Annotated in this window: 24 protein-coding genes and 1 riboswitch; of the genes, 21 read left to right on the top strand and 3 right to left on the bottom strand. The window is 37.8% G+C overall.

Features of this window, described 5'->3' with window-relative positions; all coding sequences use genetic code 11:
* The first annotated feature begins 45 nt into the window (after positions 1 to 45).
* On the top strand, positions 46 to 417 hold the full coding sequence (locus tag MHI34_RS00970; RefSeq protein WP_036127920.1) for a GNAT family N-acetyltransferase: 372 nt from the start codon (positions 46 to 48) through the stop codon (positions 415 to 417).
* On the opposite strand, the gene MHI34_RS00965 is transcribed toward MHI34_RS00970, so the two are convergent.
* Positions 414 to 920 carry a DUF309 domain-containing protein gene (locus tag MHI34_RS00965; protein WP_036127917.1) on the bottom strand — a complete coding sequence of 169 codons (507 nt, stop codon included), beginning with the start codon at positions 918 to 920 and terminating at the stop codon, positions 414 to 416. The genes MHI34_RS00970 and MHI34_RS00965 overlap by 4 nt on opposite strands.
* Before the next feature lie 55 nt (positions 921 to 975).
* On the opposite strand from MHI34_RS00965, the gene MHI34_RS00960 reads away from it, so the two are divergent.
* The 15 genes from MHI34_RS00960 (at position 976) to MHI34_RS00890 (ending at position 17,516) form a co-directional block, all read left to right on the top strand.
* Entirely contained in the window at positions 976 to 1,755 is a 780-nt protein-coding gene (locus tag MHI34_RS00960; RefSeq protein WP_058843273.1) for a segregation/condensation protein A, read from the top strand.
* Positions 1,727 to 2,320 carry an SMC-Scp complex subunit ScpB gene (gene scpB, locus MHI34_RS00955; RefSeq protein WP_036127911.1) on the top strand — a complete coding sequence of 198 codons (594 nt, stop codon included), beginning with the start codon at positions 1,727 to 1,729 and terminating at the stop codon, positions 2,318 to 2,320. The genes MHI34_RS00960 and scpB overlap by 29 nt, the downstream gene beginning before the upstream one ends.
* Before the next feature lie 77 nt (positions 2,321 to 2,397).
* Positions 2,398 to 3,468 (top strand): serine hydrolase, encoded by a 1,071-nt coding sequence (locus MHI34_RS00950; protein ID WP_058843274.1) that lies wholly within the window; start codon positions 2,398 to 2,400, stop codon positions 3,466 to 3,468.
* A 616-nt stretch (positions 3,469 to 4,084) separates the two neighbouring features.
* The gene (locus MHI34_RS00945) at positions 4,085 to 4,816 is read left to right on the top strand and encodes a pseudouridine synthase (RefSeq protein ID WP_036127908.1); all 732 of its coding nucleotides are present in this window, start codon (positions 4,085 to 4,087) and stop codon (positions 4,814 to 4,816) included.
* A 334-nt stretch (positions 4,817 to 5,150) separates the two neighbouring features.
* Positions 5,151 to 5,684, top strand: a complete 534-nt coding sequence (gene resA / locus MHI34_RS00940; RefSeq protein WP_036127905.1) for a thiol-disulfide oxidoreductase ResA — start codon at positions 5,151 to 5,153, stop codon at positions 5,682 to 5,684.
* A gap of 13 nt (positions 5,685 to 5,697) precedes the next feature.
* Positions 5,698 to 7,374, top strand: a complete 1,677-nt coding sequence (locus MHI34_RS00935) for a cytochrome c biogenesis protein ResB (RefSeq protein WP_036127902.1) — start codon at positions 5,698 to 5,700, stop codon at positions 7,372 to 7,374.
* A complete protein-coding gene (gene ccsB / locus MHI34_RS00930) occupies positions 7,371 to 8,552 on the top strand; it encodes a c-type cytochrome biogenesis protein CcsB (RefSeq protein ID WP_036127900.1) in 1,182 nt (393 codons plus the stop codon). The genes MHI34_RS00935 and ccsB overlap by 4 nt, the downstream gene beginning before the upstream one ends.
* Positions 8,553 to 8,667: 115 nt before the next feature.
* Entirely contained in the window at positions 8,668 to 9,384 is a 717-nt protein-coding gene (locus MHI34_RS00925) for a response regulator transcription factor (RefSeq protein ID WP_004232215.1), read from the top strand.
* The gene (locus MHI34_RS00920; protein WP_058843275.1) at positions 9,377 to 11,152 is read left to right on the top strand and encodes an ATP-binding protein; all 1,776 of its coding nucleotides are present in this window, start codon (positions 9,377 to 9,379) and stop codon (positions 11,150 to 11,152) included. The genes MHI34_RS00925 and MHI34_RS00920 overlap by 8 nt, the downstream gene beginning before the upstream one ends.
* A gap of 57 nt (positions 11,153 to 11,209) precedes the next feature.
* Positions 11,210 to 11,764 (top strand): RNA polymerase sigma factor SigX, encoded by a 555-nt coding sequence (sigX, locus tag MHI34_RS00915; RefSeq protein WP_080717168.1) that lies wholly within the window; start codon positions 11,210 to 11,212, stop codon positions 11,762 to 11,764.
* Positions 11,761 to 13,041, top strand: a complete 1,281-nt coding sequence (locus MHI34_RS00910; protein ID WP_340810105.1) for an RNA polymerase subunit sigma — start codon at positions 11,761 to 11,763, stop codon at positions 13,039 to 13,041. Before sigX ends, MHI34_RS00910 begins: the two co-directional genes overlap by 4 nt.
* A gap of 156 nt (positions 13,042 to 13,197) precedes the next feature.
* Positions 13,198 to 13,385: riboswitch (FMN riboswitch) on the top strand.
* Between the two features lie 219 nt (positions 13,386 to 13,604).
* On the top strand, positions 13,605 to 14,192 hold the full coding sequence (locus MHI34_RS00905) for an ECF transporter S component (RefSeq protein WP_058843277.1): 588 nt from the start codon (positions 13,605 to 13,607) through the stop codon (positions 14,190 to 14,192).
* Positions 14,193 to 14,378: 186 nt separating this feature from the next.
* On the top strand, positions 14,379 to 15,725 hold the full coding sequence (locus MHI34_RS00900; protein ID WP_340833830.1) for a sodium-dependent transporter: 1,347 nt from the start codon (positions 14,379 to 14,381) through the stop codon (positions 15,723 to 15,725).
* A gap of 189 nt (positions 15,726 to 15,914) precedes the next feature.
* Positions 15,915 to 17,249, top strand: coding sequence for a type I glutamate--ammonia ligase (gene glnA, locus MHI34_RS00895; protein ID WP_036127833.1), 1,335 nt, complete (start codon positions 15,915 to 15,917; stop codon positions 17,247 to 17,249).
* An 81-nt stretch (positions 17,250 to 17,330) separates the two neighbouring features.
* The gene (locus tag MHI34_RS00890) at positions 17,331 to 17,516 is read left to right on the top strand and encodes a sporulation protein Cse60 (protein ID WP_036127831.1); all 186 of its coding nucleotides are present in this window, start codon (positions 17,331 to 17,333) and stop codon (positions 17,514 to 17,516) included.
* Between the two features lie 44 nt (positions 17,517 to 17,560).
* On the opposite strand, the gene MHI34_RS00885 is transcribed toward MHI34_RS00890, so the two are convergent.
* Positions 17,561 to 17,947 (bottom strand): NUDIX hydrolase, encoded by a 387-nt coding sequence (locus MHI34_RS00885; RefSeq protein ID WP_230593962.1) that lies wholly within the window; start codon positions 17,945 to 17,947, stop codon positions 17,561 to 17,563.
* A 202-nt stretch (positions 17,948 to 18,149) separates the two neighbouring features.
* Here MHI34_RS00885 and MHI34_RS00880 point away from each other — a divergent pair, with 202 nt between their 5' ends.
* The 3 genes from MHI34_RS00880 (at position 18,150) to MHI34_RS00870 (ending at position 20,663) form a co-directional block, all read left to right on the top strand.
* Positions 18,150 to 19,013 carry an AraC family transcriptional regulator gene (locus tag MHI34_RS00880; RefSeq protein WP_036127825.1) on the top strand — a complete coding sequence of 288 codons (864 nt, stop codon included), beginning with the start codon at positions 18,150 to 18,152 and terminating at the stop codon, positions 19,011 to 19,013.
* A 157-nt stretch (positions 19,014 to 19,170) separates the two neighbouring features.
* Complete coding sequence (locus MHI34_RS00875) at positions 19,171 to 19,674, top strand: pyridoxamine 5'-phosphate oxidase family protein (protein WP_271912610.1); 504 nt, start codon at positions 19,171 to 19,173, stop codon at positions 19,672 to 19,674.
* A gap of 218 nt (positions 19,675 to 19,892) precedes the next feature.
* Positions 19,893 to 20,663: a GNAT family N-acetyltransferase gene (locus tag MHI34_RS00870; protein WP_342504031.1), complete on the top strand. Its 771-nt coding sequence runs from the start codon at positions 19,893 to 19,895 to the stop codon at positions 20,661 to 20,663.
* A 36-nt stretch (positions 20,664 to 20,699) separates the two neighbouring features.
* Here MHI34_RS00870 and MHI34_RS00865 read toward each other — a convergent pair whose 3' ends face one another.
* Positions 20,700 to 20,963 (bottom strand): Parvovirus coat protein VP1-like protein, encoded by a 264-nt coding sequence (locus MHI34_RS00865; RefSeq protein ID WP_080717165.1) that lies wholly within the window; start codon positions 20,961 to 20,963, stop codon positions 20,700 to 20,702.
* A 180-nt stretch (positions 20,964 to 21,143) separates the two neighbouring features.
* Here MHI34_RS00865 and MHI34_RS00860 point away from each other — a divergent pair, with 180 nt between their 5' ends.
* Together MHI34_RS00860 and MHI34_RS00855 are read left to right on the top strand one after the other, a co-directional pair.
* Positions 21,144 to 22,193, top strand: a complete 1,050-nt coding sequence (locus MHI34_RS00860; protein ID WP_036127816.1) for a DUF418 domain-containing protein — start codon at positions 21,144 to 21,146, stop codon at positions 22,191 to 22,193.
* A 134-nt stretch (positions 22,194 to 22,327) separates the two neighbouring features.
* Positions 22,328 to 22,957 carry a hypothetical protein gene (locus MHI34_RS00855; RefSeq protein ID WP_036127814.1) on the top strand — a complete coding sequence of 210 codons (630 nt, stop codon included), beginning with the start codon at positions 22,328 to 22,330 and terminating at the stop codon, positions 22,955 to 22,957.
* Positions 22,958 to 22,963 lie beyond the last annotated feature (6 nt).

Below are 22,963 nucleotides of genomic sequence, written 5' to 3'. Positions count from 1 at the left end.
TAGTCAAAGATTATGTACAGCTAGAAAAAGAGGGAATAGACAAATATGTTAATTCGATATAAGAAAGCTTTAGAGAAAATAGCAATGGGGCTACTTTCATTTATGCCTAATGAAAAAGACGTAAAAAAGCTTACAGAGACCATCCACTCCTATGAAAATGACGATAATTGGGTTTTATATTTATGGAAAAAGAATGATGAATATGTTGGCATTGTTGGGCTTGTCATTGATGAGCATAATACAGCTACCATCCAGCATGTATCGGTGATCCCTTCCTATAGGGGTGAAGGCGTAGCAACGGAAATGCTTCAAGAAGTGGCAGAACTTGGCCAATATGAAAGTGTACGTGCTACCGATGCAACACGGAGCTTGGTTCAAAAATGTATCCATTGTAAAGATGAAAAAGCAGACGATTAACAGCGTCTGCTTTTTCTTTGTTTGCTTTCTTGCCGCTCTGCAAGAATATGTGAGCGATCTCGTAGCATATGTTTATGAAGAAGATAGTTTGAACTACTAGAAGGCAAGAGCTGTATACGTGCAATCGTTAACTCCAGCAAATTGGGAGAGAGAGGGAGCTGGATAGCTTGAAAGGAATTGCCCGTTTTCAACGAAATAAGGGTCGTTGTTACTTGTGTTAGGAGTTGCTGATAATCGATTTCTTGGAAAAAAATATGGCCTTCATTTTCTTGGAAATTATGAAGTGCCTTTTCTAAAATTCGTATAGCGCCAGTATTGTTACCACGTCGCCAATGATAGAAACCTGTTGCAAGCTGCACATAGCCAACAAGCGGATGCATTTTATCACCAGGTGCAATTTCCTTCCAATATTCCTCCAGTACTTCATGGCATTCAAAAAAATCTTGATTGCCATTAAAATAAGCACAGTAATCTATAAATAAAGTATGATGCTGTGGATGCATTTTGGACTCCTTTCCACTATACTAAAAGAACATAGAATCTCAGGGTGGTAAAATAATGTCTTATGAAGTAAAATTAGAAGCCTTTTCAGGGCCTCTTGATTTATTATTGCATTTAATTCACAGATTGGAAATTGATATCTATGATATCCCAATGGCTGAAATTACACAACAATATATCGACCATATACATGCAATGCAAGTACTGGAATTAAATGAAGCAAGTGAATATTTAGTAATGGCAGCAACATTGCTGGCAATTAAAAGCCGCATGCTATTGCCGATTCATGAAGGTGAAATGGAAGACGCAGAATTAGAAGTGGACGGCCCTGACCCTCGTGAAGAACTGGTGCAACGCTTAATTGAATATAAAAAATATAAGGAAGCAGCCAGTAATTTGCAAGAGCTTGAAACGGACCGATCACAAGTATTTACAAGGCCTCCAGCTGATTTAACAGGGTTGGCCTCGGATGAACAAATGGCTTTGTTTGATTTAAATGTGAACATCTATGATATGCTTGGAGCATTTCAAAAATTGATGCGTCGCAAAAAATTAAAGAAACCACTAAAAACGACAGTAGCGAGGCAGGAAAGATCAGTAAAAGATCAAATGCGTTCTGTTGTTGATTCTTTACGTTTAACAGGTGGACGTGCATCATTTTTCGAGCTTTTTCCCTATGAAGATAAGCCGACACTTATTCTGACGTTTGTTTCCCTTCTAGAACTGATGAAACGTCAGGTCGTCGTCGTAGAACAAGATGGTAACTTTGAAGAATTAACGGTTACCTTGCAGAAGGAGGAATGGGAAGATGACGAAAACTTTGATGTTACAGAGTAGAATTGAAGCCTTATTATTCGTTGTTGGAGATGATGGCTTAACGATTAAACAGCTATCGCAACTTTTAGGAGAACAGGAAGAGCTGATTGTTCAGGCGATGAGTGCATTGAGAGAAGCCTTTGACGAAGATGTAGCAAGAGGCATTACTGTGAAGGAAATTGCAGGCGTTTATCAGCTCATTACAAAATCTGAGTTTGCTGATACGATTCAACGATTAGTAGAGAATCCAACGGCACAATCACTATCCCAAGCCTCCTTGGAGGTGCTGGCGATAGTGGCTTACAAACAGCCCATTACACGTGTAGCAATAGAAGATTTGCGCGGTGTAAAGTGTGAACGACCAATTCAAACATTAGTGTCACGAGGATTAATTAAAGAGGTAGGGCGTTCAGAAGGAACTGGACGTGCCATACTATATGGAACGACAAAAGAATTTTTACATTATTTTGGCTTAAATACTATTGAAGAAATGCCGCCTCTACCTGAAGAGGATCTTGTTGAAACAGAACAAGAAACAGATTTATTTATGACAAAGTTCCAAGAGACATTTAGCAGTGCAAAATAATGATTAGGTATAATGCGTAGCCTTCAACATAAATATGAATCTATATTTTCCTATCACATTAAATAAGGAGTGGCTCGTTGCTTCGGTTATTTCGTTTAACACTGTTCATGCTCATGATATTAATGGTAATGCTTCCTCAAACTAGCTTTGCCAGAGGGGGAAGTGGCTATGCTGTCTTAGATGGCGCTACAGGCCGCGTTTTAATAGGGTCTAATAGCGATGAACGCTTACCTATTGCTAGCCTAACAAAAATTTGGACAGCACTTGTCGCAATCGAAAATAGTGACCTGCAAGATGAAGTTGTAATATCACCGAATGCTGCTATGGCTGAGGGGAGTTCTATTTATTTACAGGCTGGCGAAACAGTAACAGTCGAAACGTTATTGTACGGTTTAATGCTGCGTTCAGGCAATGATGCTGCGACCGCTTTAGCAGAACACGTAGGGGGTTCTGTGGAGGGCTTTGTCAAATTAATGAATGAAAGAGCTGTGATTGCAGGTCTGACTAACACGGTTTTTATGAACCCTTCTGGTCTTCATCATGATGAGCATTTATCGTCAGCAAGAGATACTGCTGAGATGTTAAGACTTGCTTTGCAAAATAAAACATTTGAGAAAATTGCTTCAACGATTCTTTATCGGGCGAATACGGTAAACGGAATGCTTTGGGAAAATAAACACCGATTATTAAGAGAAGGTTCAGGGATGGCTGCACATATAGATGATGAAACGGAGCAGCCTGTTAGTTCTTTAAAATCAGCGACTGGCACTGCGTTCGCTGGAAAAACCGGCTTTACAAAGGTTGCTGGACGTACACTAGCAACAGCCTTTCAAAAGGACGGGCAAATCTGCATTGTTGTCACTTTAAATGAATCCGATGATTGGAATGTACATCGAGGTTTATCGAATAGAGTATGGCAAGACTATAGCCTTGAAACCGTAGTGAAGAAGGGCAAATACAACGTCAACAAAAAGTTAGCTATTCGATTAGAAGAGCCCGTTCGCCTACAATTAAATAAAGAAGAAAAAGAACAGGTGCGGCAAGTTTTACATGTATCAAGAAAACGTCAAGAAGCTGTCTTGTCGATCTTTATTGGTGAAGAGCGTATTTATGCAACTCCAGTAAAAGTTGAATCAGCAGATCGTTAAAAACGATTTGCTGATTTTTTTAGTATGGAATCTCTGCTAAATGACGGATGACTATAGCATAAACAGCCAAGTGATTCAGTGCAATATGCTTTTATTTTGAGCCGTTCTTTCGTGCTCCTATAATCTGCATTACTAGACAACTAACTGCTTGGAAGAAAGGTGAGTAAATCAATATAGAAAAAGCTGACGTAACAATACATGCTAAAATTTTTTTGTGCTACAAGATGTTTTAACAATTGAGCAAACACTAACAAGTAGAAGCTCAAAACGTTTTCATTTCAATATGGACTAACAATTGACAATAAGGACGATTAAAAGCTGCTGAATGATAGCTTTCTTGTCTGTTAAAATAAAGATTTTTAAGTCGATTCGCTTTTTTGCCAAATGAGTATACTGGTTATGAGGAACGTAAAATGTAGGTGCAAATGATAAGAAATTTGTGAATGAGAAATAATTTGGAATACTCAATTAAAAAATGTGAAATTTGTTTTTCTTTAATAATGCTTAAAAGTATGACATAATTTTCACAGATTAGCGGGAAAGATAACCCTATTCATTAGAGCGAAACCGAATGATGACGAAAGTGTCAATGTGAAAGAAAACTAGAGGTGAAAAAATGGAAAGATTACAAAAGGTCATTGCCTATGCAGGAGTTGCTTCAAGGCGCAAGGCAGAGCAATTGATAGTAGAAGGCAAAGTAAAAGTTAATGGTGTAGTTGTTCGTGAGTTAGGAACGAAGGTTTCTAATTCTGATACAATTGAAGTAGAAGGTGTGAAATTGGAAAAGGAAGATAAGGTATATTATTTACTTTACAAACCACGTGGAACAATTTCGGCTGTGACGGATGATAAAGGACGCAAAACTGTCACAGATTTATTTCACCATATTCCGCAACGTATTTTCCCAGTTGGTCGTCTTGATTATGATACATCTGGATTATTGTTATTGACAAATGATGGGGAATTCTCCTATATGTTGACACATCCGAAGTTTAAAATTGATAAAACCTATATCGCGCGTGTCAAAGGTATTCCAACAATTGAAGGGCTTAAAAAACTTCAAAGAGGGATTAAATTAGAGGATGGGAAAACAGCTCCAGCTAAGGTTAGTATGACATCCTTTGACGAAAAAGCAGGCAAAGCAATTTGTGAAATTACGATTCATGAAGGACGCAATCGCCAAGTTCGTCGTATGTTTGAAGCCATTGGGACACCTGTTGTCAAATTAAAACGTGAACGCTTTGCATTCTTAGATTTATTCGGCCTTACACCAGGAGAATACCGTGAATTATCAAAGCATGAAGTCAAGCAATTACGTGTTTTAGCGGAGACTGGAAAGCTTGATTAAAGAACATTTGCCAAAAGAAAGTAGATACCACAATAGGTATTATTTGGGTGTTTACACTTTCTTTATGGTGAATTCGTTCATAAATCATTCATAATTAATAGCTAAGTGTTTTTGTATCATTTTGCTATAATAGGTGAGAATAGTACACCTAGTAACAGTTTGTTCAAAAGAACTGTTACACATACAATCTGGTATTGTTGACGTCAATTTGAAAGAAGTTTTTACATAATTAAAGACGTATATAAAATGAAAAAGTTCATTGGGTCTGCATTAGGTAAAAGCTTCGCGTTTACAAACTTTACGCTAAGCCGTAATTGATAGGGGGTTTATTAACTTGGAGAAAAAGAAAAAGCGTCTCGTACTGCGAACGGTCATCTTAGCACTGCTAGCGTTGGCAATCGGGTACACAGTATATGGAACAGCGACAAAGGAAAAAGTAGAGTTAGTGGCAGTAGGCTCTGAAGCACCTGACTTCACGTTAGTAGATTTAAACGGTGAAAAACATAAATTGTCGGATTATAAAGGACAAGGGGTATTTTTAAACTTCTGGGGAACTTGGTGTAAGCCTTGTGAGAAGGAAATGCCTGCGATGGACAATCAGTATCAAGAATTTAAAGATCAAGGTGTACAAACTTTAGCGGTCAATATCGCTCAAACTGATTTTGAAGTGCAGAATTTTGTCGATCGGTATGGTTTATCCTTCCCAGTAGTGATCGACAAAACGAAAAGTGTTATGACTGCTTATAATGTAGGTCAATTACCTGCTACAGTATTAATTGATCCTGAAGGCAAAGTGACTAAGATTATTACAGGTGAAATGACGGAGGAAAATATCGCTTCGTACATGGAATTAGTGAAGCCGGAATAAGGAGTATATGACGATGGAAAAAATCATTTGTGCTTGCGGTCATAGTAACCCATACGGCACGAAGCTTTGTGAGAAATGTGGTCGTCCTTTAACCGAAGAAGAACAGCAAAATAAAGTAGTTGATATGCGCTACGATGGTATGGCCATTCGCTCTAAAACATATAACAAGTCATTTATTGATAAAATATGGAATTTCTTCTCAAGTGTTAAAGTCGGTATATCCTTAATTATTATCACATTAATTGCTGCTTCAATCGGAACATTACTACCACAAGAGTTTTACGTGAAAGCTTCTGATTTGGAGAAGGGAGCTTATTACGCAGACGTTTATGGTACATTCGGTAAAATTTATTATACGTTAGGCCTTTCAGATTTATATAGCTCGTGGTGGTTCCAAATTTTAGTTGGTATGCTTGCTGTATCCATTATTGTGGCAAGTCTTGACCGGGGAATACCACTTTATAAATCATTGAAGAATCAACGTGTGAAAAGACATGAAAGCTTTATGAAGCGTCAGCGCATTGTTGCAGAAGGACAAGTGACAGCAGGCGCAGAGGAAACGCTTGATAAAGTGGCACAAAAAATGTCTGAGATGAGATATTCTGTTCGTCGAGATGGTAGCGCTCTCTTAGCTGAAAAAGGACGCTTTTCTCGTTACGGTCCGTACATAAACCATGTCGGTCTCATTATCTTTTTAGGTGGGGTCATGCTACGTCTGGTGCCAGGTTTCTATGTTGATGAATCAATCTGGGTACGTGAGGGCGAGACACGTGCGATTACTGGCATGGACGGTTATTTCATTGAAAACAATGATTTTGTTTTAGAGACACATGATAATGAACCACAGGGTGAGCAAGTAAAGCAGGGTGTAAATGTTGTTGCGAAAAATTTCCAAACAGATATTACACTATATAAGCAGCCTAAAGATGCTTTGCCAGGTGACACAGATAATCTAGAAAAAGTAAAAGACTATTCCATTCGTGTAAACCATCCTTTAAAGGAAGATGGCTTTGCGCTTTACCAAATGGATTATCGTTTAAATGAATTAAAGCAAATGAATTTCGAATTAATCAATAAAACGACTGAACAATCACTTGGTAAGGTGGAAATTGATTTAACAAACCCAAAAAAGGAATATGATTTAGGTAATGGTTCTTCCGTTCAAATTCTTGTTTATACACCAGATTTTGATGGATTTGAAAATGGTGAGCCACAAACAAAAACATCCATTCCAAATAACCCAGCATTCTTATTTAAAATGACAACACCAGAAACACCTGAAGGCGAAGTGAGCTTTGTTGAAATTATGCAACCTCCTTTAGAGCCACTTGGTGAAAATAAATACAGAATGAAATTTGCAGCAGCAGAAATGCGTGATATGTCAGGTATTACAGTACGTAAAGATCGTACAATTCCTATCTTATTTGTTGGGGGCGTCATCTTTATGATTGGTGTTGTTATTGGTTCTTACTGGAATCACAGACGTTTATGGATTCAAGTGGAACCAGATGGCCGTGTGTTAATGGCTGCCCATGTTAACAAAAATATGTTCAGCATGAAAAAGGATTTAGATGCTGTTACAACATTTGCTGCATTGCCTCCGTATCAAGATCAGTTAGAGAAAGATGAGGCTGGCGAAGAGTCCACGAATGGTGGCATTAAAGAAAAGGAAGGTGACAACACCTTATGAGTTTGATTGACATAAGTGGAAACCTATTATTTGTAGCTTTTATTGCTTATCTAGTTGCGACATTATTATTTGGTGGTTCAATTAAGCAAGCAAATGCTACTGGTAAAAATACTGGCAAATGGGGCAAGCTTGCCATTGTGGTAACCATTATTGGTTTCTTATCACAGCTAGGCTATTTTATTACGCGTTGGATCTATACAGGACATGCACCAGTAAGTAATATGTTTGAATTTACGACTGCCTTTGGTATGTTCATTGTTGGCGCGTTTATTTTAATTTATTTTATTTATCGTTTGACTGCACTTGGGCTAGTTGCATTGCCTGTTGCATTATTAATCATCTCCTATGCAGCAATGTTCCCGAAAGAAGTAAGTCCGTTAGTACCATCGTTACAAAGTCATTGGCTAACGATTCACGTTATCACAGCAGCATTAGGACAATCTATTTTAGCCATTAGTGCTGTAGCAGGGCTCATTTATTTATTAAAAGTAGTCGATTTAACAAAGCCTTCTAAACAACGTTTTTGGTTAGAAGCCGTGATGTACTGTCTTGTAGTAGTGGTTGGTTTTGTCGCAGTGACATCTACATTCGGTGCTATGGATTATGAGTCTAGCTATAATTATGTGGATAAAGAAGGAACTACTCGTAAAATTATTTACAATTTACCGCCAATTTTCGGTATGAATGAGTATGAAGCAGTTGAAGAACATGGCATGTCACCGCTAGTAGAAATGCCTGCATTAATTAATGCCAAAAAATTAACAACTGTTTTTTGGTCATTATTGGTAGGGTCAATCTTGTATTTATTAATTCGTTTAATTGCTCGTCGTCGAATTAGTGCCATTTTCCAACCACTTGTTAAACGCGTTAATTTGCAATTATTAGATGAAGTTGGTTATCGTTCGGTGCTGATAGGATTCCCTGTATTTACCCTAGGTGCTTTAATTTTTGCGATGATTTGGGCACAAATTGCTTGGAGTCGTTTCTGGGGTTGGGATCCAAAAGAAGTATGGGCTCTTATTACATGGTTATTCTACGCAGCATTCCTACATTTACGTCTATCAAAAGGCTGGGAAGGTCGAAAATCTGCTTGGTTGGCATTAATTGGTTTCGGAATTATTTTATTTAACCTAATTGCTGTTAACTTAATTCTTGCAGGTTTACACTCTTACGCATAACTTGTAAAATAACAAGCCTTTTCGCTGTGGCGAAGAGGCTTTCTTTTCTTTTCAATATGTGTCACACCATGTACAATAGAAGTTAGAGAAAGATTGGAAGAGAGGGATCGTGAAAGTGTCAGAAAATATTTCAGTATTAGTAGTAGACGATGAGGATCGTATTCGCCGATTATTAAAAATGTACCTAGAGCGAGAAGGATACCTTGTTGACGAGGCAGAAAATGGTGAACAAGCGATCGAAAAATCTTTAGAAAAAGAGTATCACTGTATTTTACTTGATATTATGATGCCTGAAAAAGACGGGCTAGAAGTGTGTGCGGAAATTCGAGAACGCGCAGCAACGCCGATTATTTTATTAACTGCAAAGGGCGAGGAAGCGAATCGTGTACAAGGCTTTGAGCTTGGCGCAGATGACTATATTGTAAAGCCATTTAGTCCTCGTGAGGTTGTGTTACGTGTGAAAGCTATTTTACGTCGTTCACAGGCTTTCTCACCAACGACAAATGCCTCTTCTTCAAAAGATTTAGTAGTGTTCCAGCATTTAATGATCGATCATGATGCACACCGTGTAACGGCAGAGGGCATTGAGGTTAATTTAACACCGAAAGAGTATGAATTACTATACTTCTTAGCAAAATCGCCAGACAAAGTATTTGACCGTGAACAATTACTAAAAGAGGTTTGGCATTATGACTTCTTTGGTGATTTACGTACAGTTGACACACACGTAAAACGTTTACGTGAAAAGCTCAACCGAGTTTCTGAAAACGCTGCTAAAATGATTGTGACGGTTTGGGGCGTTGGATACAAATTTGAGGTTGTCAATGAATAGAATATGGAATAGTGTTGTCGGGAAGCTATGGGTAACCATATTGCTTCTCGTTTCATTTGTATTATTTGTTTTCACGGTATTGATGCTTGAATTTCTTCAAAACTATCATATGCAGCAAGCCGAAATATCTTTACGGCAAACAGCTGCAACAGTAGCAAGTATAGTGGATGACAATGAAACAGCGGAATCTACTTCGGAATTATTAAAAGATATCTTACCTACAGGAACCAATGCATTAATTGCAATCAATCATGTTGAAGTATCCTTTGCCATGCAGGAGGGTGTCAACAAAAAAGAAATACAAGAGACCATTTTAGCCAATAAATCGTTTCGAGAAGTATTTCAATCAGATGAACCTATTACGAAAGAAATGATGATGCCTTCTTCGACAGATCAAGAAAAAATGGAATCTTATGTCGTGCTAGGTTTCCCATTAAATGTTGAAAATGCAGTACACGGAGCTGTCTTCATCTATCAAAGCCCAGATGCACTACATAAAACCTCTAAGGAAACAACGAAAATTGTTTTTTTGGCGGCTTTCATTGCATTCGTGTTGACGACATTCTTCGCGTTTTTCCTTTCCTCACGTATTACGTCACCACTTAGAAAAATGCGAGAGTTGGCTTTTGAAATTGCGAAGGGTAATTTTGAAGCGAAAATGCCAACAACTCAAAATGATGAAATTGGTCAACTTGCTGTTGCCTTCAATCAAATGGGCCGTCAATTAAAGCATAACTTAGAGGTCATCAATCAAGAAAATGAACAACTTTCAAATATTTTGACATCTATGACAGATGCAGTTATTACATTTAATCGTGACCTTACAATATTATTAAGTAATCCACCAGCTGAACGACTTATGCAAAAATGGTTCGTCAATAAAGGCTCACAAAGTGCTAAACCTATTCCTCCAGAGCTGTATCATATGCTTGATCATGTGCTAATGTTTGAGGATAAACTAGAAGAGGAAATTGAAATGGATGGTAACTACTATACATTTACTATTAGCCCTCTTTATAGTGGTGACATGATACGTGGCGCTGTGGCTGTTATTCGTGATATGACTGAGCAACATCGCTTAGAAAAACTACGATCCGATTTTATCGCCAATGTCTCTCATGAGCTACGGACACCAATTGCCATGCTGCAAGGATATTCTGAAGCATTAATGGATGATGATTTTATTCAGGATCAGGAAGAACGTAATGAGATTACTAAAATCATTTATGATGAATCGAAGCGGATGGGGCGTCTTGTAACAGATTTATTAGATTTAGCACGCATGGAATCGGGACATATGACGCTGTATAAAGATGAATTACCGATTAATTCTACATTCGAACGTATTACTCAAAAATTTGCACAGGTTGCAAAGGAAAAACACGTTCGTCTATTGTTTGAAAGTGAATTTAATGACGATGCCATGATTAATATCGATGAGGATCGTATTGAACAAGTGCTCACAAATCTAGTAGATAATGCACTTAGACATACGGATGAAGGAGCAGTCACTGTAAAAGTTGAGCAGGAACCAACATTCGCTAAAATATCTGTTCAAGATACAGGGCACGGCATTCCTCATGACGACTTACCTTATGTCTTTGAACGTTTTTATAAAGCAGATAAGGCACGCACCCGTTCAAAAGGTGGTACGGGTCTCGGCTTAGCCATTGCAAGAAATATTGTGAAGGCACACTCAGGTAATATTATGGTAGACAGTGTGCTGAAAGAAGGTACGACCTTCACGTTTTATTTACCGTTCGATTAATAACATGTATTGCTATTAATTGGCTGTAACTTTCACGAATGTAAGACGACAAATATTATAGAACGGGGGTGGAGTGCTTTGAATGACTCCGTGTTCCATCGACTATACGATGCATATCACCAAGACGTGTTCCAGTTTTTAATATATTTAGTAAAAAACCGTACATTGGCTGAAGATTTAGCACATGAAGTTTATGTACGAGTATTGCGCTCATATGATCAATTTGCAGGTAATAGTAGTGAGAAAACATGGCTTTTTGCTATTGCCAAAAATGTAGCGATTGATCATTTTAGAAAGCAGGCTGTACGCCAGAAGCATTCACTTGATTTCTTTGACTGGGAAACGGAACAGCTCCATTCAACCACACCATCACCGGAAGATATGCTACAGGCCAGTGATGAATTTATGCAAGTAGCGTCAGCACTGGAAAACTGTACAGGCGACCAAAAAATGGTCATTATTATGCGCTATTTTCAGGATTTATCGATTGCAGAAACTGCTCAAATATTAGATTGGACAGAAGCTAAGGTAAAAACGACCCAGCATCGAGCCATAAAATTTTTAAGGCAACAGCTACAGCCGATTAGAGAACAGGAGGCGAAACGGCAATGACGCATAAGCCATTTGATGATGAGCAGCTTGAACATGTATTGAACAATGCCCCTAAGCTTTCTGACCACCGTTCAAAAGAGGACATATTAAATCGGTTAATGGCAGATGCTCGCTTGCAGGATAACAGTTACCTTCAAGAAGCGATACAACAACCAAAAGAGGATGAACAAAAGCAAAGCAATTCCTCCATCCAAGAAGAACAAACAACACGATCTAAGCTTCGTAAAATGCCAATTTTTATGAGCATTGCAGCAGTTTTTGCGTTAACGATACTTGTAGGCTCAATGGTCATGAATAATGATGTTGGACATAAAGATCAAGCTAGTACTGCCGATACGGCTACCTATTCTACTTTACAGGAAGATCTTTCTCCAAAGGAGGCTGCTACGCAAGACGAAGCACTCCAATCTCCTATCGTAGCAGAGCATGAGCGCATGTTATCTTTACGGTCATCTGTCTATGAGGAAGATGTGAAAGATGCTGTCGTTTTCCGTATTGGCTTAGCAGGGCGAGATGCGGAAAGTGTACCAATGACGTATGTGATACCAAATGAGCGAGTAGCAACGGATTTTGGAACAGAAAAACCTTCTACTTTACAGATGTATGAAAAATACGCGCCTCAAATAGATGAGAAAGCTAAAGGATTTACTGATTACCATCCTTACAAAGGTGAGCTGAAGGAGAAGGATGATAAGCTTGTCCATGTGTTGCCAAAGGACAATAGCTATGATGTTGCTTCTGCTACTGTCAATGAGTACAAAGGAACTTTGGAGGATACATTCTCTGATTCTGAATATACAGAAGTTGAGATTCAAAATGAAGATGGAACACCTTATGAGTTTTCTCAAGAAGGTGAGCCAAGTCCACCTATGTCATTAACGAACGCCAAGCATTATAATTATTATATATATCAAGATGGTACAGGTGCAGAATATTTATCACCAGATTTCCGTCAAACATTTGCAAATGTCACAGAGGCGCTCACACTGATGAAAAATAAAAATGATGATGTCTATGTGTCGGTTGTTCCTGAAAACGTATCATATACGGTCACAGAGGAAGCAGAGGGTGTAGTCGTTACATTTGATCTTCCGCTTGATTTAACATCAATGGAACCGATTCGTGCCACACAACTGATTGAGGCCATGATGTTAACGGCTGCTAGCTTTGACCAACAATTACGCCTAAATAATGTTGTCCAAGAAAGCTGGGAGGGCTTTGATTTAAAAATGTTTTTACCAAAGCCTGTAGGGCCAAATAAGCAATATATGCCTTAGTCAAAGAAAATAACAATAAGAAATGGAGCATTCCTGTTCGGTGAGGATGCTCCATTTTTTTTACAATGCATACAAGTCTAATAGGTTTTTTGAGCAGAACTATTTACTTTTTGTTGATAATTCTTTATAGTAAAACTGTAGTATAAAATAATAGTGATTCATCTTCGGGGCAGGGTGAAAATCCCGACCGGCGGTAATAGAGTGCTAAACCGTTAATGTTTATTCATTAACTCGAATGGTTTAGGCAAAACTCTTTAGCCCGCGACCTGTGCAAATTTATTTGCATGGCTGACTTGGTGAAATTCCAAGGCCGACAGTTACAGTCTGGATGGGAGAAGATGGAGGTACGATCGTCATTCATTGTTATGAAATGAACTATGACCGAGCGCTTTTTTTGTATGGCTTTTAAAATAGTGCTCAAAAAATAGTTTAGATTGACGCTTATTCGTCATGCCTTTCTCCCTTGTGCTTTTTAATGCATAAGGGTTTTTTCATGCTAACAATTGAAAGATCGTCACCTTTCTTCTTGCGAGATTGAATCAGCAAAGAGGAGAGAGTTTTCTATGAAGAAAAATGTTAAACTTCAATCGTTTATTACGATTGGTATGCTGAGCAGTATTTCGTTTTTATTAATGCTTTTTAATTTCCCAATACCGCCGTTCCCAGCATTTTTGGAAGTGGACTTTAGTGATATGCCTGCATTAATAGCGGCCATCACAATGGGACCTGTAGCTGGTATTTTAGTAGAATTATTTAAAAATGTGTTGGATTGGATTTTCTCGGGTACGCCAACAGGTGTGCCAGTAGGGCATATTGCCAACTTTACAACAGGCATTTTATTTATTTTGCCAGTTAGCTTTATTTTTAATCGTTTTAAAACGACTGCTGGTCTTGTTGGAGGTTTAGCGACAGGAACAGTCGTGATGGCAGTAGGAATGAGCGTTTTGAACTATGTTGTATTTTTACCGATGTACACATATTTCCTTGGTATGGAACCTGTTGTAGGTGACTCCCTTTATAAAATGATCGTCGCTGGAATTTTACCATTTAATATTGTAAAAGGTATTTTATTAACAGCTATTATGGCGTTTTTATTTACTACAATGCGCAAATGGATCGACCGCCAGCGCTCTATGTATATAGCAAAATAATGGACCATAAACCTCGAGTAGTTAGCTCGAGGTTTTTTTTGTGGGAAGAAGTGATGGGACGAATAAAATTAGAAAAAAGTAGTAGAAAATGTTCGTGCTCTAGTGCTTTATTATTATAATCTAGTCGAAGAACACATTTTCATGTAGAATAGAGGGGAGTTTAGAAAGTTTGAGGAGTTTGAAGAGATGAGTGAAAAAAAGGGACAGTGGTCTAGTAAATTAGGATTTATTTTAGCATCAGCGGGTGCTGCGATTGGACTAGGAGCAATTTGGAAGCTACCGTATGTAACGGGGCAAAGTGGTGGAGGTGCATTCTTCCTAATCTTTGTGTTATTTACGTTATTAATAGGGTTGCCAATGCTATTGTCCGAGTATGTTTTAGGGCGTGGTACACAATCGGAGGCGGTAACCGCGTATAAAAAGGTTGCTCCGACAAAAACGGGATGGGCTTGGATTGGCCGAATGGGTGTGCTAGGTTGTTTTTTATTATTAACATTTTATAGTGTTGTTGGAGGTTGGATCTTTATTTACAGCGGGCTAGGTGTTGCTGGCGCTGTGATAGATCCTGCGATTGATCCAGCTGCACTATTTGGAAAAATTATAGGTACACCATGGATTACGCTAGTAGGTTTAGCTTTGTTTACATTAGCTAACGTACTCGTTATTTCATTAGGTGTACAAAATGGTATTGAAAAGGCGAATAAATGGATGATGCCGTTACTCTTTGTGATGTTCATTGTTCTGGTTGTGCGTGCTGTTACATTAGATGGCGCAATGGAGGGAGTGAAATTCTTCTTATGGCCTGATTTCTCAAATATTACTGGTAGGGCATTATTAGAAGCGTTAGGACAATCATTCTTTGGATTAGCTGTAGGATTTTCTTGTCTTGTTACATATAGTTCCTATCTAAAAAAAGATGTCAGCCTTCCGAATTCAGCAGGTTCTGTTGTGCTCTTAACCGTGCTTGTATCATTTTTAGCGGGTTTAGCAATCTTCCCTGTTGTGTTTGCCTTTGATTTAGAGCCAGCCGCGGGACCGGGCTTGTTGTTCATGGTGCTGCCGACAGCTTTTAGTCAAATGCCGTTTGGAGAATTATTTTTAGCGATGTTTTTATTGCTATTTTTATTTGCTACATTAACGTCATCATTTAGTTTATATGAGATTATCGTAGCGGCATTTATGGAACATAGTCAGAAATCTCGTCCGATGTGGACGCTTTTACTTGGTGTAGTCGTATTGATTGCGGCTATTCCAGCGGCACTTTCTTCTAGTGTTTTATCGGATGTAACCATTTTTGAGAAAAGTATTTTTGATGCCACTGATTTTTTAGTGTCGAATATAATGCTGCCATTAGGAAATTTATTCATTGCGATTTTTATTGCCCACATAGTGGATAAGGAATTTGTAAGGAAAGAACTGTTAATGGGTAGTCACTTAGGACAGGGCTATTATGCAACATATCGTATGTTAATGTTAGTCGTTGTACCGATCGTTATTCTAGTTGTGTTCATTAATATGCTATTACAATATTAAAATAAAAAAAGTGTATCCATTGTGGAAATGGATACACTTTTTTTATGCATCGAAAATCAAGATAAATATATTCTAAAAAAACTATGTTATAAAACCTAACATATCTATTGCGTGAATTTCAATTTTCATGTATTTTAAGAACAGTTATAAAAACGTATGTTAACTAAATTTACATTGGAGTGGTGAAGAATGAAACATTACACAAAAGAAGATATTATACGCCGAGTAAAGGAAGAAAATGTGAAATTTATTCGCCTACAATTTACAGATATATTAGGAACAATCAAAAATGTGGAAGTCCCTGTCAGTCAGTTAGAAAAAGCATTAGATAATAAAGTCATGTTTGATGGTTCATCCATTGAAGGTTTTGTGCGTATAGAGGAATCTGATATGTATTTAAAGCCTGACTTTGATACATTCGTGATTTTCCCTTGGACTGCTGAGAAAGGCAAGGTGGCTCGTTTTATTTGTGATATTGCCAGACCAGATGGAACGCCGTTTGAAGGAGATCCGCGCTCCAATTTGAAACGCGTTTTAAAGGAAATGGAGGAGTTAGGCTTTACTTCCTTTAATTTAGGGCCAGAGCCAGAGTTCTTCTTATTCAAACTGGATGATAAGGGGCATCCAACACTAGAGTTAAATGATAGTGGAGGCTACTTCGATTTAGCACCGACAGATTTGGGAGAGAATTGTCGTCGTGATATCGTTTTAGAGTTAGAGGGAATGGGCTTTGAAATTGAAGCCTCCCATCATGAAGTCGCACCTGGTCAGCATGAAATTGATTTTAAGTATGCTAGTGCCATTGAGGCATGTGATAACATACAAACGTTTAAGTTAGTCGTAAAAACCATTGCTGCACAGCATGGTCTCCATGCAACATTTATGCCGAAGCCATTATTCGGTGTAAACGGCTCAGGAATGCATTTTAATCTATCATTATTCGAAGGTGATAAAAATGCCTTCTATGATGAACATGCAGACTTACAATTAAGTGCAACGGCACGTAGTTTTATGGCAGGGATTATAAAGCATGTACACGGCTTTACCGCTATTACGAATCCACTTGTTAATTCCTATAAACGGCTAGTGCCTGGCTATGAGGCTCCTTGTTATGTCGCGTGGTCTGCTCAAAACCGTTCACCACTAATTCGTATTCCAGCAGCTCGTGGACTATCTACTCGAATTGAATTGCGTTCAGTTGATCCAGCTGCAAATCCATACTTAGCAATGGCTGTTATTTTAGCATCTGGACTTGATGGTATACGGAAAGATTTAACGCCACCTGCAGCAGTAGATCGTAATATTTATAAAATGACAGCAGGAGAGCGAGAGTTGAACGGAATTGATAGCTTACCTTCCTCATTAGAATATGCGTTGATTGAATTAGAGATGGATACCATTGTTCGTAATGCACTAGGCGATCATATTTATGATAAATTTACAGTCGCCAAAGAAATTGAGTGGAATAAATATCGCACACGCGTCCACAACTGGGAACGTGAGGAGTATTTAACGATGTACTAAAAAGCGTTGGAGCTGTTTTGGCTCCAACACTTTTACATTTCCTTTCTTTTCATCTATTATTAGAGAAAAGGAGTGTGGGCAATGACACAAACGACCCAGGTTGTGACCATTCAAAACAATGATATTGTGCAATTTGAACATGACATTAACCGGGCTTTAGTAGATTTAAGAAGCTTTTTAATACTTGATATCAAATACAATACGCTCTATATTGGCGAACAGACAGTCATCCATTCTGCTTTAATTATTTATCAACAAAACGATTAGCAATATGTACTTGAGATGAGTCATGTCATTAAGACGTGACTTTTTTATTGAAATAAAGATAAAAGAAAGGCACGATCTTCTGGAAAAGTTAATGACAATTGGGCCACTTCATTTTTTGATTGCCAAGCAATGTCATAAATTAATTCGTCAGGATCATGAATCATCATTTGTCCGTCAATCATAACTGTTTCAAAGTAATGAACTTCCACAGCTTCGTTCTGCTTACAATAAATTTCTTTTAGAATAGCTACTATATAGCCCGTTTCTTCATAAACCTCTCGAATACAGCAAGCCTTAAAATCTTCCGCTGCTTCTTTACCACCTGATGGAACAGCCCACGTTTTTTCTTCTTCCACCGTTCCTTGTAAAACCATTAATAATTGATTGTTATCGTTCAAACAAATAGCAGCAGCACCTTGCCATTTTCCCAAGAGAAAAACCTCCATTTCATTTCTATTTATACTTAATTTACCTATTAAAGAACGTAGTTGTAAATATGTGTAGGGTGGAGGGTGAAAATAAGTAGGGAGAATCGTCGGGAAAATACTTCCCTTTTAACCTGTCCAAAGTTAGCATAAAAAGACAGGTTATACAGCAATATCTATTTTATGATGGAATCAAGGAGTGAAAGCAATGAGTTGGATTGAGTCGATTCAAAAGGCCATTAATTTTATGGAGGATCATTTATTAGAGGACATTACGATTGAACAGATTGCACAGGAGGTTAATTCATCTGTCTTTCATTTTCAACGCACGTTTGCAATTTTGACGGATATGTCCATTGCAGATTATTTGCGACGAAGAAGATTGACATTAGCTGCACAAGAATTAATAGGCACGGAACAAAAAATAATCGATCTCGCCTACAAATATGGCTATGAAACTCCTGAAGCTTTTACAAAAGCGTTTCGTAAGCAGCACCATATAACGCCTAGTGAAGCAAGAAAGAAACAAGGGCCATTACAATCATACAATTGCCTGGTCATCCAGGTAAGCTTGAAGGGAGCAGAACCAATGAAGTATAAAATCGTAGAAAAAGAAAAGTTTCAAATTGTTGGAGTGAAAAGAACGTACAACTGTCAAGACGGGGAGAACACACGAGAAATTCCTCTATTTTGGCAAGAGGTAAATCAAAGTGGCTTCGACCATCAACTATACCAATTAAATAATGGCAATATCAATGGAGTACTAGGTGTTTGTGTACCAAATACAAACCAAGGACAAAAGGGTTTCATTGATTACTGGATTGCTACAGATCATGTAGGGGAAGTAGGAGAAGATCTATTAACAATGGAAGTACCTGCCTCCAAATGGGTTGTCTTTGAAGTACATGGCCCTATGCCAGATGCGATGCAAAATACGTGGAAGCAAATTTATTCAGAGTGGTTCCCGTCCAATCCATACGAACCAGCAGGAACAGCGGAACTTGAGGTTTATCCTGAAGAGGATGCCTATAGTCCTGACTCCTATTCTGAAATTTGGATTCCAATTAAATAACAACAAAGCCAAGAATGCATGGATTAAGCATTCTTGGCTTTTATTATTCAAAAGAAAATTTATCCTTTTTTTAGGTGTGTTAAAGATGTAAAATATATGTATGTTTAAAATAAACGATTGAGTTAATCGTGATATATTTTCATGAGGGGGTTAAAGTATGATGAGAGGTACGATTCAAAACAAGCGTGTAGAAATTTCACAAGAGGAAGCACAGCATTTCTTAAAAGTAGGGCAAGTAGCACATGTTGCAACGGTTGGTGAGGAAGGTTTTCCATACGTTATTCCGTTTGTCTATGTATATGAGGGAGAAGATAAACTATATTTGCATATTGGTAATATTCGAGAAAGCCATTTTTGGTCAAATATTAAACAAAATCCTAAAATCTGTATCGAAGTGAGTGAGATGGGTGATTTACATCCAGGGAAAAAATATGCCTGTCAATCTGCACTTGTGTATCAAAGCGTGGTGTTGTTTGGACAGGTCGTACGCATTGAGGAGGAGTCGAAGAAAGAATGGTTTTTTGATGCACTGCTTGAGAAGTATGGCAATCCTGCATGGACATTTGAAAAAGAAGGCTATCCAATTCTGCCTAAAATCGAGTTGTTTGAAGTACAAATAGAGAAGTTAACAGGGAAAATTAATCATGGCATGTATCACTAAATGAAGAAGCTAAGAATGATAGAATTCTATCATTCTTAGCTTTTAAATTTGATTTCGCTAAAGCGTATAGTTAGCCAGCAAAGTAAAATTTAATTTTTTCCAGCCTCCAAGATTTTCGTGATATTGGATGCAAAATATGGCTATCTGCGCATCATTCAGTCCCTTTAACTAAATTTATCTATTATTATAAGAGAATAGAAATAACAGGAGGAGGTAGCATGATGAAAATTATAGAGGCTCATTACCCAATCATTAAACAAACCATTAAAAGAGCCCCGACATTTGTGTATAGTATACTAGATCAATTAATAGAAGGTACGGTCTATACAGACACAGAGAATTTACAAACATTATTATTTCAAACAAAATCAGGAATCTATTTTGTAGCTGGCGATTCAATTCATACGGTACTTGACGATCAGCTTGTCTGTTGTTTTCAACAGTCTATAGAGCAAAAGAAACGTTTTACCTTATTTTCTTATTCAGAACAGTGGAATATTAAAATTGAACAACTGCTAAATGACCAACTTCGAAAATTAGAGCGCTATACCTTTACTTTCGATGAAAGTTTGTATGATTCTAGAGAGGAGCGGGAAGTACCCAATTTTGAGGTTATGCCTATTACTCATCATCATATAAAAAATGCACAGGCGTTTACCTATGCTTACTACGATGAATATTGGGATTCAACAGCTAATTTCCTTGAAAATGGTTTTGGCTATTGCTTAGTGCTGCAAGAGCAAATCGTTAGTGAAGCTGTCTCTATTTTTAAATCAAATGATTTTGCAGAAATTGATATTATGACAGATTCGAATTTTAGGGGGCAAGGATTAGCTGGCAGGGTTGCCCACATTTTTATCGATCATTGTCTTGCCAACCAGCTAAAGCCTTGCTGGGATTGTGATGTGTCAAATACCGCATCTATGTATCTAGGCACAAAGCTTGGTTTTACGACTCCGCAAAAATATGCTATTTATACAAAAAAGTAGCCCACGCTGTTTGCAAAAACATCGTGAGCGTCATTGTTAAAAAAATCGATGACGTAATTCGAAAACGCGATAAAACAAACGGGCATCTCTAGCCATTTTATGATTTGCATCCATATGGGGGCGGAGGCATTGTTGAAACAATTCATCACAGAACTTTGTGCTACCATGGCGTGCATAGCATTCATCATGCAATTTACAGCAACTATCCACAGCATTCGTAGGCTCACCTGGTCCTGAGCAACCAGGTCCACAGTATCGATAACCAGGATAACAAAAACCGAGCTTGCGATTTCTATTCATCTGTTAAACCTCTCTTTACGATGTTTTTACTATAAAATATGAAACATTTTTTTGAAGAAGCGGATGAAAAACTATAAGACTATTTTTGATTTGTAAGGTTCCTGTAAGCTTTAAAAAAAATAGCTGTAAGGATGGGGAGTTATGCTAGCTATAGCATAAAAGATAAGGAGTTAATTCAACATGAATCCATCTGTTACACAAAAGGAACGTATCGTTTCCTTAGACATTATTCGAGGATTAGCGTTATTCGGTATTTTATTTATTAATGTAGGTGCTTATGTGGTCCTCATAGAGGGAGGACCTATGCCTGATATGAGTGGTATCAATGGCATCATTGATTCACTTATTGATATTTTCATTGAAAAGAAATTCTTCTCTATCTTTTCATTTCTGTTTGGTGTTGGCTTTTATATTTTTGCTTCACGTGCAGAAGCTCGTGGGGATAAACCAAGAAAGCGTTTTGCTAGACGTTTATTCGCGCTATTATTGATTGGCATTATTCATATTTTTCTATTTTGGGGTTCCATCTTAGCCATTTACGCAGTGATTGGATTTTTATTGCTACCATTTTACTCTGTCAAGATTTCAACTATTAGTAAATGGTTATTTACCATCATTTCACTTCATATTCTTGTTATCCTAGGTCAAATGTATATGCCAAATAATGCTGTTTTATCAGCTATTTATGGCTTATTAGGAAATGATGCCGTAGCGATTTTTATCATGTTTTTAAGTGGTTTTTTAGTTGCAAAAGCTGGTTGGGTTGGCCATATTAGTGAGCATGCTCAAAAAATAAAAAGAGTGCTTTATAGTACATGTCCATTCTTTATTGGATTTTCTCTATGGATTTGGTTCGCATCACAAGCAGATGACCAACAAATCCAATCCATTATTGGCTTAGGAGTTGTGCCAACAACCTATTTTTATTTAAGCTGTTTATTTTTACTATTAGAAAATAAACAAATAGCGAAGCTGCTTCAACCAATTGGACGTGTAGGACAAATGGCGTTTACAAACTATTTGGCACAAAGCTTTATTGGGACGGCTATCATTTCGTTAATGGGCTTACAAGTCGTTTCACCATCAGAAATAGTAATCATCGCGAGCATTACTTTTATCATTCAAATTATTTTTAGTGTGATTTGGTTTAAATTCTTTTCAATTGGACCATTCGAAAAGCTATGGCGATTTATGACTTACGGCAAAAAAACTGTGACAAAGCAATCATAAAACTCTGGAAATCCCAAACATGCATACGGTTTGGGATTTTTTTGTTAAAATTAATTGTATGTTTTTGTAAAAGTGAAACCTATCATGATAGACAATCGTAAACTAGAGAACAGAAATAAAGGAGCGTTTATAATATGGCAAAGCAAATGAAAAAATATATGGCTGTGACAACGGCATCTTTTATGGCTGTCCAATTAGCAGCATGTGGCAATAGCGAAACACAGACAGTAGCTTCTTCTACGTCTACCCCAGTAACGGAAGATCAAGGTCAAGGAAACACAAATGAAGAGATAGTAAGTGTTTATAATAGTGAAATGGCAGATGCCTGTGATGAATGGCAAGAAGGAGACGATGGCTCCTATGAATGTCTTGATGAAAATTCTCCTTACTATGCACAGCATTTCTTTAATGGGCTTATGTATGCAACTGCTGGAGCAATGATTGGAAGTGCTATTTATAAAAGTCGTAATTTAAAAAATGGCACAGATCGAAATGAGCAAAATGGTGGCGGTTCTGCAGTACCGCGATCGACACAAAGTGGTAATGCAAATAATAAATCTACAAATGGTATTACAAACAGTTCAAAAAATAAGGCTGGTACAACTTCAAATGGTTCAAATACTTATTCGAGTGGACAACGCTCTTATTCAACAGACAGTTCATCAAAAAGCACGAACTCCTACTCTAATAGCTCCCCCTCCAGCAAAGGAAAATCTGGTTTTGGTTCAGGTGGAGCATCCCGTGGCGGCTCGTCCTCCTCATAAAGTGTG

Source organism: Lysinibacillus sp. FSL L8-0126 (assembly GCF_038630385.1).
Taxonomy (GTDB): Bacteria; Bacillota; Bacilli; order Bacillales_A; family Planococcaceae; genus Lysinibacillus; species Lysinibacillus fusiformis_D.
Note: the sequence above shows the minus strand (reverse complement) of the source record. Positions and strands in the feature narration are given on the sequence as shown.

Excerpts from the sequence above, each read along its gene's own strand:
- MHI34_RS00855 (WP_036127814.1), top strand. The coding sequence starts at position 22,328 with ATGGCAAAGCAAATGAAAAAATATATGGCTGTGACAACGGCATCTTTT.
- MHI34_RS00970 (WP_036127920.1), top strand. The coding sequence starts at position 46 with ATGTTAATTCGATATAAGAAAGCTTTAGAGAAAATAGCAATGGGGCTA.
- MHI34_RS00965 (WP_036127917.1), bottom strand. The coding sequence starts at position 920 with ATGCATCCACAGCATCATACTTTATTTATAGATTACTGTGCTTATTTT.
- MHI34_RS00960 (WP_058843273.1), top strand. The coding sequence starts at position 976 with ATGTCTTATGAAGTAAAATTAGAAGCCTTTTCAGGGCCTCTTGATTTA.
- scpB (WP_036127911.1), top strand. The coding sequence starts at position 1,727 with ATGACGAAAACTTTGATGTTACAGAGTAGAATTGAAGCCTTATTATTC.
- MHI34_RS00945 (WP_036127908.1), top strand. The coding sequence starts at position 4,085 with ATGGAAAGATTACAAAAGGTCATTGCCTATGCAGGAGTTGCTTCAAGG.
- MHI34_RS00890 (WP_036127831.1), top strand. The coding sequence starts at position 17,331 with ATGACACAAACGACCCAGGTTGTGACCATTCAAAACAATGATATTGTG.
- MHI34_RS00860 (WP_036127816.1), top strand. The coding sequence starts at position 21,144 with ATGAATCCATCTGTTACACAAAAGGAACGTATCGTTTCCTTAGACATT.
- ccsB (WP_036127900.1), top strand. The coding sequence starts at position 7,371 with ATGAGTTTGATTGACATAAGTGGAAACCTATTATTTGTAGCTTTTATT.
- MHI34_RS00935 (WP_036127902.1), top strand. The coding sequence starts at position 5,698 with ATGGAAAAAATCATTTGTGCTTGCGGTCATAGTAACCCATACGGCACG.
- MHI34_RS00920 (WP_058843275.1), top strand. The coding sequence starts at position 9,377 with ATGAATAGAATATGGAATAGTGTTGTCGGGAAGCTATGGGTAACCATA.
- glnA (WP_036127833.1), top strand. The coding sequence starts at position 15,915 with ATGAAACATTACACAAAAGAAGATATTATACGCCGAGTAAAGGAAGAA.
- MHI34_RS00880 (WP_036127825.1), top strand. The coding sequence starts at position 18,150 with ATGAGTTGGATTGAGTCGATTCAAAAGGCCATTAATTTTATGGAGGAT.
- MHI34_RS00900 (WP_340833830.1), top strand. The coding sequence starts at position 14,379 with ATGAGTGAAAAAAAGGGACAGTGGTCTAGTAAATTAGGATTTATTTTA.
- MHI34_RS00905 (WP_058843277.1), top strand. The coding sequence starts at position 13,605 with ATGAAGAAAAATGTTAAACTTCAATCGTTTATTACGATTGGTATGCTG.
- MHI34_RS00910 (WP_340810105.1), top strand. The coding sequence starts at position 11,761 with ATGACGCATAAGCCATTTGATGATGAGCAGCTTGAACATGTATTGAAC.
- MHI34_RS00875 (WP_271912610.1), top strand. The coding sequence starts at position 19,171 with ATGATGAGAGGTACGATTCAAAACAAGCGTGTAGAAATTTCACAAGAG.
- MHI34_RS00870 (WP_342504031.1), top strand. The coding sequence starts at position 19,893 with ATGATGAAAATTATAGAGGCTCATTACCCAATCATTAAACAAACCATT.
- MHI34_RS00865 (WP_080717165.1), bottom strand. The coding sequence starts at position 20,963 with ATGAATAGAAATCGCAAGCTCGGTTTTTGTTATCCTGGTTATCGATAC.